Annotated in this window: 17 protein-coding genes; 9 read left to right on the forward strand and 8 right to left on the reverse strand. The window is 42.8% G+C overall.

What is annotated here, in order from left to right:
* Window positions 1–38: 38 nt before the first annotated feature.
* The 4 genes from PFZ69_RS19135 to PFZ69_RS19150 all read right to left on the reverse strand — a co-directional run bounded on the left by PFZ69_RS19135 (window position 39) and on the right by PFZ69_RS19150 (window position 4,446).
* On the reverse strand, window positions 39–938 hold the full coding sequence (locus tag PFZ69_RS19135) for a carbohydrate ABC transporter permease (protein WP_270182700.1): 900 nt from the start codon (window positions 936–938) through the stop codon (window positions 39–41).
* A 66-nt stretch (window positions 939–1,004) separates the two neighbouring features.
* Window positions 1,005–2,321: an ABC transporter substrate-binding protein gene (locus PFZ69_RS19140; RefSeq protein WP_270182701.1), complete on the reverse strand. Its 1,317-nt coding sequence runs from the start codon at window positions 2,319–2,321 to the stop codon at window positions 1,005–1,007.
* Window positions 2,322–2,468: 147 nt separating this feature from the next.
* On the reverse strand, window positions 2,469–3,482 hold the full coding sequence (locus tag PFZ69_RS19145; RefSeq protein ID WP_270182702.1) for a LacI family DNA-binding transcriptional regulator: 1,014 nt from the start codon (window positions 3,480–3,482) through the stop codon (window positions 2,469–2,471).
* A 157-nt stretch (window positions 3,483–3,639) separates the two neighbouring features.
* A complete protein-coding gene (locus PFZ69_RS19150) occupies window positions 3,640–4,446 on the reverse strand; it encodes an alpha/beta fold hydrolase (RefSeq protein ID WP_270182703.1) in 807 nt (268 codons plus the stop codon).
* Between the two features lie 151 nt (window positions 4,447–4,597).
* Between PFZ69_RS19150 and PFZ69_RS19155 the strand changes: the two genes are divergently transcribed.
* The gene (locus PFZ69_RS19155; protein WP_270182704.1) at window positions 4,598–4,975 is read left to right on the forward strand and encodes a PH domain-containing protein; all 378 of its coding nucleotides are present in this window, start codon (window positions 4,598–4,600) and stop codon (window positions 4,973–4,975) included.
* Window positions 4,976–5,027: 52 nt separating this feature from the next.
* On the opposite strand, the gene PFZ69_RS19160 is transcribed toward PFZ69_RS19155, so the two are convergent.
* Window positions 5,028–5,597, reverse strand: a complete 570-nt coding sequence (locus PFZ69_RS19160) for a hypothetical protein (RefSeq protein ID WP_270182705.1) — start codon at window positions 5,595–5,597, stop codon at window positions 5,028–5,030.
* Between the two features lie 188 nt (window positions 5,598–5,785).
* Between PFZ69_RS19160 and PFZ69_RS19165 the strand changes: the two genes are divergently transcribed.
* The 4 genes from PFZ69_RS19165 to PFZ69_RS19180 all read left to right on the forward strand — a co-directional run bounded on the left by PFZ69_RS19165 (window position 5,786) and on the right by PFZ69_RS19180 (window position 10,389).
* Window positions 5,786–7,519, forward strand: a complete 1,734-nt coding sequence (locus PFZ69_RS19165; RefSeq protein WP_270182706.1) for a sensor histidine kinase — start codon at window positions 5,786–5,788, stop codon at window positions 7,517–7,519.
* Window positions 7,520–7,522: 3 nt separating this feature from the next.
* Entirely contained in the window at window positions 7,523–8,254 is a 732-nt protein-coding gene (locus PFZ69_RS19170; protein WP_270182707.1) for a LytR/AlgR family response regulator transcription factor, read from the forward strand.
* A 133-nt stretch (window positions 8,255–8,387) separates the two neighbouring features.
* Window positions 8,388–9,839, forward strand: a complete 1,452-nt coding sequence (locus PFZ69_RS19175; protein WP_270182708.1) for a carbon starvation CstA family protein — start codon at window positions 8,388–8,390, stop codon at window positions 9,837–9,839.
* A 307-nt stretch (window positions 9,840–10,146) separates the two neighbouring features.
* The gene (locus PFZ69_RS19180) at window positions 10,147–10,389 is read left to right on the forward strand and encodes a hypothetical protein (RefSeq protein WP_270182709.1); all 243 of its coding nucleotides are present in this window, start codon (window positions 10,147–10,149) and stop codon (window positions 10,387–10,389) included.
* A gap of 35 nt (window positions 10,390–10,424) precedes the next feature.
* Here PFZ69_RS19180 and PFZ69_RS19185 read toward each other — a convergent pair whose 3' ends face one another.
* Window positions 10,425–10,973, reverse strand: a complete 549-nt coding sequence (locus tag PFZ69_RS19185) for a GNAT family N-acetyltransferase (protein ID WP_270182710.1) — start codon at window positions 10,971–10,973, stop codon at window positions 10,425–10,427.
* A gap of 121 nt (window positions 10,974–11,094) precedes the next feature.
* Here PFZ69_RS19185 and PFZ69_RS19190 point away from each other — a divergent pair, with 121 nt between their 5' ends.
* The 4 genes from PFZ69_RS19190 (at window position 11,095) to PFZ69_RS19205 (ending at window position 13,254) form a co-directional block, all read left to right on the forward strand.
* Entirely contained in the window at window positions 11,095–11,274 is a 180-nt protein-coding gene (locus tag PFZ69_RS19190) for a spore germination protein (protein ID WP_270182711.1), read from the forward strand.
* A 127-nt stretch (window positions 11,275–11,401) separates the two neighbouring features.
* Entirely contained in the window at window positions 11,402–12,211 is an 810-nt protein-coding gene (locus PFZ69_RS19195) for an alpha/beta hydrolase family protein (RefSeq protein WP_270182712.1), read from the forward strand.
* A 3-nt stretch (window positions 12,212–12,214) separates the two neighbouring features.
* Entirely contained in the window at window positions 12,215–12,541 is a 327-nt protein-coding gene (locus PFZ69_RS19200) for a hypothetical protein (protein WP_270182713.1), read from the forward strand.
* 80 nt (window positions 12,542–12,621) lie between these two features.
* Window positions 12,622–13,254: a phosphatase PAP2 family protein gene (locus tag PFZ69_RS19205; protein ID WP_270182714.1), complete on the forward strand. Its 633-nt coding sequence runs from the start codon at window positions 12,622–12,624 to the stop codon at window positions 13,252–13,254.
* 59 nt (window positions 13,255–13,313) lie between these two features.
* On the opposite strand, the gene rlmD is transcribed toward PFZ69_RS19205, so the two are convergent.
* Both rlmD and PFZ69_RS19215 read right to left on the reverse strand, forming a co-directional pair.
* Window positions 13,314–14,684, reverse strand: coding sequence for a 23S rRNA (uracil(1939)-C(5))-methyltransferase RlmD (gene rlmD / locus PFZ69_RS19210; protein ID WP_270182715.1), 1,371 nt, complete (start codon window positions 14,682–14,684; stop codon window positions 13,314–13,316).
* Between the two features lie 102 nt (window positions 14,685–14,786).
* Complete coding sequence (locus tag PFZ69_RS19215) at window positions 14,787–15,746, reverse strand: diacylglycerol kinase (RefSeq protein ID WP_270182716.1); 960 nt, start codon at window positions 15,744–15,746, stop codon at window positions 14,787–14,789.
* Window positions 15,747–15,762: the final 16 nt, after the last annotated feature.

Genomic DNA, 15,762 nt, shown 5'->3' on the forward strand with positions numbered 1-15,762 from the left:
GGGACACCTTTTTCGATTTCAGTTCTGTCTATCATCGTTTACACCTGCCTCGCTTGTTTACGTTCGTTTCGGTACATCGATTTAAATACGATTGCTGAGAAGATAATGGTGATAATAAATAGTCCATACGCAACAGCTGCTGCATATCCATAGTTGTTATACTTGAAAGCCTGGTTGTATAAATAAAGAACCATCGTATTTAACGAGCCATCTGGAGAACCAATTCCATCCGTTAACAGCATCGGTAAATCAAAGAGCTGAAGACCACCGATTAATGATGTGATCATGATGTATAAAAGAATCGGCTTTAACAATGGCAGCGTAATCTTAAAGAACGTCTGCGCACGATTCGCTCCATCGATAAGTGCAGCTTCGTAGTAATCGTTTGAAATCCCGGAAACACCCGCCATCACAACGATGAAGGAGTGACCGAACCACATCCACGTTAAGATAAGAGACACGGATAATTGAGCCGTCGCTGGCTGGTTCAACCAGTTGATCGGTTCAGAGATAAGTCCGAGGTTCATTAGAACCATGTTTAACGATCCATGCTGCCAATCAAGTAGAATTCCAAATAACAATGCTACTGAACTAACCGTAATTAAGTTTGGCAAGTAAAAGATCGAACGAAAGAATGCTAGACCTTTCATTTTTACACGCATATCTGAGAAGATCGCTGCAAGAACGAGCGCGATTGCAATTTGGAGTGCGAAGTTAATCCCCCAGATCTTCCAGGTGTTAAAAAATGCCTCAACGAAAAAGGTATCAGTGATCAAACGTTGATAATTCGCTAGTCCAACTACTTCAGCTACTCCACTTCCACTGTAATTCGTAAAGCTGTAGTAAAACGTTAGAGCGACAGGATATATATTAAAAACGAGAAAGATGATCCAAAACGGGGCAATGAAGAGATAGCCATACCGGTTTAGGTTCTTCATTTCATCGCACTCCTTTCAAAATTAAGATAAGCGGTATAAGGATGTTATACCGCTTATGAATGGTTACTAGTTTTTAGGTACTTGTAATTCTGGGTAGGCATTCTGTGCCTTACGATAAAATTCTTTGATCGCTTGTTCTTTTGTTTTCTTTCCATCTACATATTCTGAAACAGCATTTCCATAAAACGTATCTAGCTGCTGGTCATACTTCGTTACGATACCTGGTTCAATACTCTTTGCTTGCTCAAGGAAGAACTGATAGTTGTTTTGTCCGCCAAGGAATTCATCACTAAAGTCATCTTTGATTTCATTCGTTACAGGAAGGTAAGAAAGAACGTCACCCGTTTCTTTCGCCCAGTCAGTTAAGAACTCATCGTCTTGCGTCATCATTTTTACGAAGTCATATGCAAGTTCTTTGTTTTCAGACTTGTTGTAAACACCTAACCATGTACCACCCCAGAAGTAAGGGCTTGGACCACTCGTAACTGCCCAGTCACCATTTGGTTCTTTTACATTTGTCTTAAGTACGCTGTGAAGACCCCACGTTGGAAGAACGTAAGAGAATACTTCTGTTTCAGTCTCTTTACCATTTTCTTTTACTTTAATTGGCTTCTCCATCGCTTCGAACCAAGAAGGAGACCATTCTGGTGCAAGAGCCGTGTAGCTGTTTTCGCGAAGTTTCTTTGCATGATCCATGAACTCGATCTTCTGATCTGTAAGCTTCAACTCACCATCTTCACTCACCCATGGCTGAGGGTTGTCACCTTGAGAGAACCAGCGAATCGAACCTTCATCAGGGAACATACGATAGCCAGCTTCTTTCAGCTTCTCAGAAACTTCGAATACTTTGTCCATTGAAGTAAGCATCTCGCCAACTTCTGTTGGGTCGTCAGTTCCAAGCACTTCTTTTGCGATGCTACGCTTGTAGAAAAGTCCACCTGGCGTTGTTTGCCAAGATAGTGCACGAACATTTCCATCCTGGTCTTTCCCAAGATCGAATACATATGGAACGTAGTTATCAGCTAGCTCATCTACGCTATAAGGTTCTTCCGAAAGGTTTTCCCAGTAGCCAGCGTTTACCCATTGCTTCAGGAATGCAATTTCACCAGTGAAAACGTCAGGTGCTCCTACTCCGCTTTCTAGTACTGGCTTTAATTTAGTAGGGTAATCTGCGATCGGAACGATTGTTAGTTCGACTGTAACCCCATTCTTTTCTTCAAACTTTGTGATTGGTTTCTTCAATTCATCTGTGAATGACCAGACCTTTAAGTCAGCTTTCTTCTTTCCTTCTTTCGCTTCACCCGAAGACTCTGAATTAGAACAACCTGCAATGACTCCAAGCACCAGAACAAGTGACATCAGCAGACCGACAAATTTCTTCATGCTTTTTCCCCCTAAGGTTTAAGTTTATTATTTTCGAAAGCGGTTTCGAAATAGGTTTAAAAATATTCGAAAGCGGTTTCGATTACCATAAAATAAAAAGGCATTTCATTTCGAAAGCGGTTTCGTGTTGGGTTAAAAAAATTTGTTTTATTTTTTTAATGGTAAACAGGACTCTCTTTCAATCAACTGTACTGGAATGATCTCTTCTGTTACGATCTTCTTTTTCTGAATCATCTGCTTGATTAAAATCTGTGCTGCTCTAACCCCTAGCACATCTGTATCCTGTCGTATCGTTGTGAGCTTTGGCGTTACATAGCTAGCCATCTCTATATCATCATAGCCGACAATCGAGACGTCTTCAGGAATTCTAACTCCTCTCGATTTCGCAAGCTCCATAGCACCGATTGCCATATGGTCTCCAGCTACGAAAACAGCTGTTGGCGGATCAGGTAGATCCAGTAGCTTCGACATGGCTTCACTTCCCTCTTTAATGGAAAAAAGGCCGCCATTCACAAGATAGTGATCAGGGACAGGTAATCCCAATTGACTCATTGCTTTCTTGTAACCTTCAATTCTTTCTTTCCCTGCATGAATTGTAGGGTCACCTGAAATATGAGCAATCTTCGTGTGTCCTAATGAGTGAAGATAGTTGATTGCAAGTTTTCCTCCAGATAGATCATCCGATAGGATTACGCTGCAATTTTCATTTGTCATATCGATTACGACGATTGGGATGTGATTGTTAATCATTTCTTGAACTTGTTCATCGTTAGGATCAGAGCTTATGACAACAATGCCATCGACTCCACGGTAGAGAAAGTGTTCAAGGTAGCTCGTGTCTCTGTTCCTCAGATTCCTAGAAGCGAGGATCAAATCATAGCCCTCTTTCTCAGCATGCTTTCGAAAACTCTCAATCACTGCACTAAAGAACGGATGCTTCATGCCGACTTCATTTGCTTCTGAAAACATCACACCGATTGTCCAGGATTTCTTCGTAGAGAGAGACTGCGCATGTGCATTAGGTAAGTATCCCATATCAGCTGCGGTTTGAAGTATAGCTTGTCTTGTTTTTTGACTAACATCAGGATAATTATTCAAAGCTTTAGAGACCGTCGTATAAGAAAAGCCAGTCTTTTTCGCAAGGTCATAGATTGTTATCATGATTATCTCCTCTTTTTCGAAAGCGCTTTCGTTGAAGTCATTATATATCACTTAATTTGACATAGCAATACTTTTTCAGAGAATCTTTTGAATACTTTTTTCCAATGAGAAGAGGCATCCTTGAAAAGGTGCCTCTCCTCATTACTTATGAAGAACATTATTTAAGTGATCTTATAAATTGATCTACAACTTCATTAAACCGCTCTGGTTCTTCCAAGAAAGGACAGTGACAGCTATCCTCAAATATTTCTAATTTAGATTGTTTGATTTCTTTATTTAAATGTTCGCCTGCTGCAACTGGGATCAGTTTTTCTTCCTTACCGAAGCATAACAGCGTCGGCTTTGTTATTTCATTAAGATAAGGACGACAATCCACAATCGATTGATCGAATAAGATGGCGCTAGCAATCGACGCTGGAAGCCTCGTTGTTTCCTCAAGCATCCACTCTAACTCTTCTTCTGAAACTTCCTCTTTGAACATTAGCGGTAGGAATCCCTGTAGCAATCCTCTCTGGTCAGTTTGAATTTGCTGCATCATTCCTGATAATGCAGGAAGATCGAACGCACCGATTTCGAAATCTGGCCATTTGAAGTCTGAGGCGAGCTCATCTACAATAACAGTTCCTTTTATTCCATCTTCACCAAACTGATGGATATATTCCCAAATAACAAACGCTCCCATCGACCAGCCGACTAGCGTCACGTCTCTAAGATCGAGCTTTTTGATAAACTCCTTTAAGTCCTTCGCATAGGTGGCGACTGTGTGACCAGAATCTGCATGAGACGATTGCCCATGTCCTCTTAAATCGATGGATATTGCTCGATACTTCTGTCTGAAGTATGGAAGCTGTTTCTTAAAGAAACGACTGCTCATCCAGACGCCATGAATAAAGAGAATCGGGTCTCCCATCCCAACATCTTCATAGTATAGCTCAACGCCGTCTTCAAGCTTTAGGAATGCCATAGCTTCTCCCTCCTTACACACTCTCACATAGATTGGATTCACTTAACACAATACGCTCGTATCGTTTAAAACATTCCCTATTCCTTTCGACACCAATCGAGTGGTACCTGTCACCACGTTTGATAAAATACGATTGAAAGGAGGAATAGCAATGGGTATTCTCAGCGGATTCATGGGTAACGCATCGACGATGGATAAAGGTGAGGTAAAGAAAGAACTATCAAACATCCTTGCAGAGGCAGAAGAAGTTAATGCGGCGTTCAAACTTGTACGTGACTTGATTGTTTTCACAGACAAGCGGCTACTGTTTGTTGATAAACAAGGCATGACTGGAAAGAAAATCGAGTACCATTCCGTCCTTTATAAGAGCATTTCACACTTCTCAATCGAAACAGCGGGACACTTTGATCTCGATGCAGAACTAAAAATATGGATATCAGGCTCGCAAGCTCCTACAATTTCAAAGCAGTTTAAGAAGGATGACAGCATCTACGATGTACAAAAAATCCTCGCAGCATTATGCGGATAATACTTAACTATGAAGCAGGCCAATGGCCTGCTTTATATGTATGCTCATCGGCTCATCTGAACGTTTTCCCTGACACCTGTTCCATCAACCCACAAAACTCTTCCCACGTTTCTGGATAGGCATTTGAGCCGTGCTTTCTGATGACCTTATCCTCTGTTCTGATTTCCACACTCCAGGAGGTGCCGTCTAACACCATTTCTTCTGGTTGATAGTTACGTTTCCATCTTAAGAGGTTTGTAGATTGAAAAGCGTTTATGGATGGAACACAAGTTGTGTTCCATCTGATGGGCTCTTCATCTCTTGAATTCTCCCATTGTAAATGCGTTACCTCGCCTGTTGGTAAATGCCAGTCGATTTCATAGCTATTCCCGAAGAAGCCGCCAACATTTGCTTTGATGCTAGTAATCTTCTGGTAAGCGTGATCCACCGCTTCTTCTCTCGACCATTCAAATCCACAGCTCTTACAGTGGTAATCCTTGCTCGATTTAGGGAGGGAACACCCGCCTAGCACGACTTCTCCCCTCTCTACCTTTGGTTTCACGTCATGCGTTGGCATTCCATATATGATTTTTGCTGCTTGTTTCGCACCACATTGAAGACAAACGTTGTATTTAATCGCCATCGAATCACTCCTCGATATTCTCACTAGACTACAATTCTCACTTTATCATAATTGTTAAATTTAGGATGCTGTTTCACGCTCGTTTTCCCTCACTCGTAAAAACCAGTATAATGAAAAGAAACCGCTCTATTATTCGACACTCTTCGAGCCAATACGGGTGGTGACAGGCACCAGAAAGGAGCTTCGAGATGTTTGAACTGCTATTAACGATGCTTGAGCGCCTTGGGATCATCGTAACGATCGCATTTGTGTTGACTCGCTTTCGCTTTTTTAGAGACATGATCTACAGTGAGCGTCTTGCTAGAAGACAGCAGTATGTTGCGATCGGCTTCTTTGGTTTCTTCGGCATCATCGGTACATATACTGGACTTACGTTCAATACAGAGTCCTTCCAATTCAATGCATGGCCGCTCGATGTCTCTTCAGATGAAGCCATCGCGAATTCAAGGGTCATCGGCGTGGTGCTCGCAGGATTACTGGGAGGTTATCGCGTCGGAATCGGTGCTGGTATTATCGCAGGTGCGCACCGGTACTTCCTCGGAGGCTTTACAGCTCTTGCATGCGGATTAGCGGCCATCATCGCTGGGTTAATCTCAGGAGCTCTTCATAAACGAAATCGTCACGTCAAACTTCAGTCTGCCTTCATGATCGGTGCTGGTGCAGAAGCAGTTCAGATGCTCATCATCCTTGGACTATCTAAGCCATTTGAGAACGCATTAGCGCTAGTTGAAGTCATCGGCCTCCCAATGATCTTAGCGAACGGAATCGGCTGCGCCCTCTTCTTACTGATCATCAAGAACGTCGTGAACGAAGAGGAAAAGGCTGGCGCGCTTCAAGCTCAAAAAACACTTCGCATCGCAGATCAAACGCTCGGCCATCTGCGAAAAGGGCTTACAACGGTCTCCGCAACAGAAGTTTGCCGAATTCTTCATCGAGAAGTCGAGGGAAGCGCTGTAGCCATTACGGACAAAACTCATATCTTAAGCCATGTTGGGATGGGAGACGATCATCATCAAGCAGGAAACACGATTCAAACGAGCATTACGAGAGACGTAATTCAAGATGGCGACATGATGATCGCAAACGACCGCACAATCCATTGTGCCGACAAAAACTGTCCCCTTGGCGCGGCGATCGTAGCTCCATTGAAGCAACGGGGCGAGACGATCGGAACACTAAAGTTTTATTTTCAATCTGAAAAAGAGATAACGAATGTTATCACTGAACTCGTTACAGGTCTTAGTGTTCTATTAAGTAACCAGCTCGAAATAGCTGAAGCGGACAACGCCTATCAGCTTGCAAAAGAAGCAGAAATCAAGGCGCTGCAAGCTCAGATTAGTCCTCATTTTTTATTTAATTCATTGAACACCATCGTTTCCTTAGTTAGAACTGAACCAGCAAAGGCTCGAAAACTCTTACTATCGTTATCTCATTTTCTTAGACAAAACTTATCAGGGACAACAGCTGATATGACCACACTCAACCAGGAATTGAAACATGTAAAAGCATACCTTGAGGTTGAAGAAGCACGTTTCGTAGACAGACTTCGTGTAAACTATGAGATAGACGAACAAACGCTGTATCGGAAACTTCCACCGCTAACGCTGCAGCCTATTGTTGAAAATGCAATTAAGCACGGAATTAAAAACAAAAACACGAACTGCATCGTTGAAATCAGCATCATCTGCCAACAGAACGAAACCCTTGTTAGCGTGAAAGATAACGGAGCAGGAATTCCGCAGCACAGAATAAAAGAAATCGGTAAGGCTCCATTGTACTCAGAGAGTGGAACTGGACTCGGTCTTTATAATGTGAACCGCCGTCTTACCATGCTCTACGGAGAACGAGCCAGCCTTCAGATTTCTAGTGAACAAGACAACGGAACAATCGTCCGTTTTTTGATCCCATCTATGGAGGAGTAACGAATGAACGTAATTAAAACCTTAGTTGTCGATGACGAGCGATATAGCCGCGAGGAACTCGTTCACCTTCTTGGTGAATTTAATTCGATCGAAATTACTGGCGAAGCAGACTCAGGGCAAGAAGCTGTCGTAAAAGCGATCCAGCTTCAGCCTGATGTTGTGTTTCTAGATGTAGAAATGCCAGCGATGAATGGAATGGACGCCGCTAAAGCACTACTTGAGCTTAAGAAGCCTCCTTTCATCGTATTCGCGACTGCTTATCCTGAATTTGCAGCTGAAGCGTTTCGTTATGAGGCCGTCGACTATTTGTTGAAGCCCTATGATGAAGAACAGCTCGAACAAACGATCAAGCGTCTTGAAAAACTGGTAACTTCCAACACTGAAGTGACTTCACCACAAATGAGAAAAGGGAAATTATCCATCGAAACTGATGGCGACATCCATTACATCGATCCGACCGATATCCTATACATTTGCCGGGACGACCGCGTGTCCCGAATTTATCTTAAGAACAATGCCTTCGAAGTCAAAATGACACTGAAAGAATTAGAAAACCGATTATCTACACACCCATTCTTTCGCATTCATAAAAGCTATATCGTTAATCTGATGTATGTTACAAGGCTGACACCATGGTTTAACGGCGCTTACCAACTCGAATTAGAAGGTGTAGAAGAAAAGCTTGCTGTAAGTCGAAATTATGTGAAGTCTCTTCGGTCACGTCTCGAATTATAGATTGCATGTTAAACGCTTTCACATACATCTTACCCGCTTTTTTCTACATCTTGTTCAAATCTTCCCCACTTTCGTCCTATCTTTCCTATAATTTATGTAAACGCATACAAAGAACGGAAAGGTAGGAGTTATCATGATTACATTTTTAGTAGGAATCGTACTTCTCGTAATAGGCTACTTTACTTACGGTAAATTCGTTGAAAAAACGTTCGGTGTGAACAGCACGCGACACACACCGGCATATACTCATCAAGACGGTGTCGATTACCTTCCGATGAACACACCTAAAAACTCACTCATCCAGCTCTTGAACATTGCAGGAGTAGGTCCAATTTTCGGACCGATTCTAGGCGCTCTTTATGGTCCAGTGGCATTTCTATGGATTGTGTTCGGGTGTATTTTTGCCGGGGCCGTACATGACTATTTAACCGGGATGATTTCGATACGAAATCGCGGCGCTCACTTACCAGAGCTCGCAGGGAAGTTTCTAGGAAAAGTCATGAAACATGTCGTGAACGCTTTTGCTGTACTCCTTCTCTTACTGACGGGTACAGTATTCGTTACCGCACCAGCAGGACTACTAAACAACATGATGAACGGCTGGGTCACGATGGGACTCATCCTTGGAGCAATCTTCATCTATTATATTATCGCGACTCTATTGCCGATCGATAAAGTCATCGGGCGCTTTTACCCTATCTTTGGTGCACTACTATTGATCAGTGCCCTAGGAGTTGGCGCAGGTCTAGTCTTTACTGGCGCTCCAATTCCAGAAATCAGTCTTACAAACTTACACCCTGACAGCGCACCGATCTTCCCACTACTATTCTTAACGATTTCTTGTGGTGCTCTATCAGGTTTCCATGCGACGCAGACTCCGATCATTTCAAGAACAACTCAAAACGAAAAGCAAGGACGTCGAATATTCTACGGGATGATGATCGCAGAAGGAATCATCGCGATGATTTGGGCAGCTGCTGCTATGAGTCTATTTAATGGACCAGTTGGATTGAACGAACTACTTGCAAGCGGTGGACCAGCTGCTATCGTAAGTGAAGCTTCAACACTTATGCTTGGCGCGATCGGTGGAACACTAGCAGTACTCGGTGTAATCGTGCTACCGATTACCTCTGGTGATACAGCATTCCGAAGCGCTCGTATGATTATCGCAGACTACTTCAAGTATTCTCAGAAAAAGATCACGAACCGCCTATGGATTGCACTACCATTATTCGCTGTCGCATTTGCTTTAACTAGAATCGATTTCACGTTGCTCTGGCGCTATTTCTCATGGGCAAACCAATCCACCGCTATGATCGCATTGTGGGTAGGGGCGATGTACCTCTTCATCGCTAAGAAAAACTACTGGATCGCGATGATTCCGGCAGTATTCATCACGATGGCAACGACAACGTATATTTTATATGCCCCGATTGGCTTTAGTCTACCGATTAACATTGCCTATATCGGTGCAACGATCATCACGATCGGTGTAATCATCAGCTTCTTCTTCGCCGCTCGTAAACAACGTGCAGCAAACATTCCATTAGAAGAAGACATCACAGGATGGGACAGTGTTGCTTAATGGGATGCTGCAATCCTAAATATAGAGAAACAGTTAATGAAGAGGAAGAACGAATCAATACGAACGGCAAGGAGACCCTTCCTCTCGCAGGAAAAATTTTTCTCGCTAGTATCTTTTTGTTCGGATTAGCTTTAATCGGAATACTTTAGTCAAAGGAGCTCAGGCATTTGCCTGGCTCCTTTTCGTTTAAAATTGACTACCATTCACCCCAGATTGAACGCTTTCCCTATTCCTTTCATATTCTAATCGTACAGTGGGAAGTAGTGCTCTCCCTGCTTTTCAACCTCTATTAGAAATGAGGAGAAGCATGTCCTATTATGATGTGTTCACAAACAACATTGGAAAATGTGTAAAGATCCTCTGTTACGATGATTATGTTTATCATGGCTATATTGACCAAGTAGATGAAACACACGTTTACCTACGCCCTCTTGGTAGTAAGCAAAAAGAAGAAGAAGATACGAGCTACTTCTTTCTTGGAGCTGCCTTGATCTCAATTCCTTTTACAACGATCGAGGATATCTCTTTTAATCCGTTTCATTATTGGTAGAGTGACATAAAAAAAACGCTCAGCGACTGAGCGTTTTAACCGTTATCAGAAGTTTTCTCAAAAACCGCAAGCTGCAGATACTCCCCACTCGGCCCTTTTTCAGAGATTGTCTTTATCTTCGAAAAGCCACACTTTTCTAATAATGAGATCGAACGCTGATGATCTTTATTCGTATACGCCTCGATTGTTTCGAGCCCCATCGTATGAAATCCATAATGAAGCACTTCTTCAAGAGCTTCTGCCATAAGTCCTTTTCCAGTATGAGCTGGATGTAACCCATAGCCTAGCTCTCCCTTTCGGTCATCTTCTGAAAGGTTCCATAAGGAAATCGTACCGATGATGCTATTCGTAGAAGCTTCTGTTATTGCCCAGATCACCCATTTATTCTCATCAACACCTTTGTTCATCTTGTTGATATAGTGACGGCTGTCTTCAACGCTTTGGTGTTCAGGCATGTCCACGTATGGAAAATGTTGTTTCGTGCGATGGTACTCATAAATCCCATCGACATCGTTCATCGATAACTTTCTAAGACATAGACGGTCGGTATGTAATAGTGGAAACGGGTTAAAGTTATATGACATAAACGCTTTCCTTCCTGTATGTAGTATTTCGCTTAATTTAGGCGATTACAATAGGTCTCTTGTCCAAGCACTCTCACGGTTTGTCCATATACTATTATAGATAAACCAGGAGAGTGAGACCATGCCTTGTATAATTAAAGGACCAGTTATCATTGAGAACAACAGTGGTACCGTTGTCCAATGCGCTCATACCATTTCCCCGATCTCTGCTAGTAAAACAGTCTCTGGCTCAGGCGGAGGCAACACGGGTTCATTTATGATTATAAATAACTTCATCAGTATTACTATTAAGTGTAAATAGCCTCATCTATATTTTATAACCTTAAATCAGAGCTCCTCAATCGTGATACGGTTGGGGAGTTTTATCGTGAACCGATTGGCCCCGATATGAGATAATAATAGGAGTACAAACATAACGAGGTGACATGATGGAGAAGTTATTTTATGGAAACGATGAAAACCAGTTTGGAGAACTACGCATACCTGAAGGCGATGGCCCTCACCCGGTTGCGATCGTTATTCACGGAGGGTTTTGGCGAGAGCCATTCAAGTTAGATTTAATGACAAACGTTGCTGAAGCGTTGACCAAAAAAGGAATCGCAACTTGGAACATTGAATACCGCAGAGTATCAGAACGTGGTGAAGCATGGCCAGATACGTTAACAGATGTCGCGAAAGCAGCTGACCACCTCTATGCCCTTAAGGATAAACATGCGCTGGATCTAAGCAATGTTATCACGATTGGTCATTCTGCGGGAGGTCACCTTGCGACCTGGTTAGCTGCTAGGCATAAGATTAGAAGCGAAAGCCCGCTACATATGGACAAGCCCTTACCAATCGCCGGCGTCATCAGTCTTGCAGGTGTGACCGACCTCGAACTGATGCACGAAGTTCATGAATACCGCGATGAAACGTTATCACTCGAGCCGAACAATCCTACAGCTGACTTAATAGGAGGATCTCCGAAGGAATTCCCTGAACGATACAAAGATGCGTCTCCTATCGAACTGCTTCCTTTGGATATTCATCAAGTTCTCATCCACGGCTCACTAGATATTCATGTGCCAATCGGCATCAGCAGTCAGTATCATAGAGAAGCTCAGGAAGCAGGAGACTTCGTGAAATTGGTAGAACTACCTCAAGCAGAACATTTCATGCTGACAGATCCAACATCTCTAGCATGGGAAATGGTAATGGAAGAAGTTGAGCTATTGTATACAACGATTAAGGGAGGCTAAAGAATGTCTGAACCAACAGTTTCTATCGCACTCTATCGCCCTCATCCGGGTAAGGAAGAGGATCTACAAAAGGTAGTGAAAGATCACTTACCAACATTACGAAGAGAAGGTCTCATTACAGAACAAACACCTCTTCACTTACAAGCAAACGATGGAACCATTTTAGAAATATTCCAATGGAAATCCATCGCTGCTAAAGATGAGGCTCATCAATCAGATGTCGTGATGGAAGTATGGGAAAAATTTATGGCTGTCGCAGAAATGACCACCCTCTCTTCACTTGAGGAAGCGAATCAACCGTTCCCTAACTTCAAACCAATCACGTTTTGAAAAGGAAGCAGCACGCTACTTCCTTTTCAAACAAACGTTTGATTAACTGTTAAAAGTGCTACATCATCCAGGAGGAACACATGAAAAGAAAACTTCTATATCCGGTCCTATTCATCAGCTTGATCAGCATCGGAATCATTCTAGCATTCATCGTCTCAAACAATCGCACTCCTGCAATCGATGAAGGTATTGCTAACATTTTTGCAAAATCACCAAGTACTACCGTTGAAATCTTAGAAGCTGTCTCTCACATCGCCTCTAAACCTTTTATCGTGACACTATTAGTTTTATTTGTAATCGTGTTAGCGTTTAAAAAGAACATCCTAGGCTTGATCACAGTAACCTTTGCTGTGGTCATCGGTAACTATTCTTATAAGTACGTTAAGGTCCTTATTCAAAGAGATCGCCCCACAGTGGAAGGTACCGTTGCGGAAGGATATAGCTTTCCGAGCGGACACGTAACGATGGGCGTCATCTTGTACGGATTAATCGTCTACTTCCTTTTTCAGTATGTGACGCGTTCAACATTCAAGAAAATCAGTTTGATCGTCGCACTCATTTTAGTCGTGGTCATCGGATTAAGCCGTCTGGTTACAGAAGAGCATTATTTTACTGATGTCATTGGTGGATATTGTTTGGGAGGAGCGATCTTGGTTGCAGCTATGTATGGGTATGAGTATTTCAGGAATAGATTGAGTCGAAGTGTTACATAGAAATGTGATAAACATAAAAGAGCACCTGTCATACAGATGCTCTTTCACATTATAGAAGTCTATTTTAATTCTAAGGAAGCTACACACTCCACGTGCGTCGTGTGAGGAAACATATCGACAGGCTGAACTTCCTTCGTCTCATACCCGCCATCTTCAAGAATTCTAAGGTCTCTTGCTAACGTAGCAGGGTTACACGAAACGTAAACGACTTTCTTTGGCTTCATTTCAAGAATAGTCTCTAAAAGAGACTCATCGCAGCCTTTACGAGGTGGATCCACGACGAAAACATCCGGTTCAATGCCCTGCTTTTTCCACATCGGTAAGATGGTTTCAGCTTCGCCTACTTCAAATTCTGCGTTCGTAATGCCGTTCAGTTCGGCGTTTCGCTTCGCATCTTCAATCGCTTCAGGCACGATCTCTACCCCGTACACTTTTTTTGCTTTTTGAGCTAAGAATAGGGAGATCGTTCCGATGCCACAATACGCATCGATGACCGTTTCTTCTCCAGTTAACCCTGCATACTGCAACGCTTGATCATAAAGTACCTTCGTTTGGTCAGGATTCACCTGATAAAACGAGCGCGCGGAAATCGCAAACTTAATATCACCGATCGTATCGTAAATGTAATCAGTTCCCCAAAGAACCCGTGTTTCGTCACCAAAGACGACGTTTGTACGCTTTGGATTAATATTTTGAACGATTGATTTCACGCCAGGGACTTGTTTCGTAATATCACGAATGATGTTCTTGCGGTTTGGTAAATCTTTTTGCTTTGTAACGAGAACAACCATGACGTCCTTCGTTTGTTTACCATACTTTGCAACAACGTGTCGTAATGTCCCACGGTGCGTGCGCTCATCGTATGCCCGTATGCCATATTTTTCAGCAATTCCCTTGACCACTTTTAGTACATGATCATTTTCTTGCTCTTGAATCAGACACTGATCCATGTCGATGATTTTGTGGCTGCGCTGCTGATAGAAACCGGCAACGATCTTGCCCTCTTCTTCCCCAACAGGGACTTGCGCTTTGTTTCGGTAACGCCACGGATCCTCCATTCCGAGTACATCATGAATAGGAACGTCGATTTTTCCGATACGCTCCATGACGTCCTTTACTTGTTTATGTTTAAACTTCAATTGACTATCATACGTAATATGCTGAGTTTGACATCCTCCACACTTATAAAAAATCGGACACGGCGGCGTGTTTCGTTCTTCACTTTCTTCTATTACATCGAGAATCTTACCGAATCCGTAGCCTTTCTTCGTTTTGACTACTTTCACTCTAGCTTTTTCTCCTGGGATGCCATAAGGAACAAAGAGCGTATAGCCTTCTACTTTAGCAACACCAGCGCCATCATGGGAAAGATCCTTAAACTCAACTTCGACTATGTCGTTTTTTGTTACGGGTGTTTCCTGGATACTCATATTTTCAGTCCTTTTCCGTTCAATGTCATGTACAAAAATTGTACCACAGTGTGAATCGATATAGAAATTGGGTAGTTTTGCACCAAGTAAAAAAGCCAGAGATCAACTCTCTGACTTCTCCTCCTCAGGTAAGGTGTTTCTCATCGCTTCTTCATCTGTCGAATGTTTCTTATTCGTTTTTGATGGGACGATCATCGTGATATGGCGATAGAGATTTGTAAACTCTGCAGGTAGAGGCCCACCATACTCACCATCAAGATTAAGCTGCATTTTATCAACGGCTTCTACTTTAATACGGCTCGCTTTTTTATAAACGACGTTTGGATCATTGATATGATCCCCTCGTAGTGCACTGCTCGCGATTCTAATAAACTCTGCGATATTGGTTTTCTTCAAAATCATTAGATCGAATAGGCCGTCATTGAGAGACGCATGCGGCGCTAGCTTCTCAAAACCGCCGATCGAGTTCGAGTTCGATACGAGGAATAGCATGATTTCATCTTCGAATAGTTTTCCGTCATACTCGATTCTAGTCTTTGTCGGACGGATCGATGGAAGCATCTCGATACCCTTCATATAATAAGCAAGCTGACCTAGCATCGTTTTCAGCTTACTAGGCACTTCATATGTTAATTCCGTTAGACGTCCACCACCGGCAATATTAATGAAATAATGATCGTTTACGCGACCGATATCGATCGGCATTTCAAGACCTTCGCATAGCACATCCATCGCACCTTCAACCGTCCTAGGTACTCCGATCGCACGAGCAAAGTCATTCGTTGTCCCAACAGGAATAATACCGAGTTTCGGCCTGTACGGCTGCTCAGCAATGCCATTGATCACTTCATAAATCGTTCCATCACCACCAGCTGCGATGACAAGGTCAAACCTTCTTTCAACTGCGATACGAGCCGCTTTCGTCGCGTCTCCCTCACAAGTCGTCGCATGTGCAGATGTTTCATATCCGTTTATTTCAAGACGTTCTAGTATATATGGTAACGAACGCTTCACCTGTTCTCTTCCGGACGTGGGATTATAGATCAGTCTAGCACGTTTCATCCTTCATCATCCTATC

The sequence above is a fragment of the Alkalihalobacillus sp. CinArs1 genome (genome assembly GCF_947387515.1).
In the GTDB taxonomy this organism is placed as follows: domain Bacteria; phylum Bacillota; class Bacilli; order Bacillales; family Guptibacillaceae; genus Guptibacillus.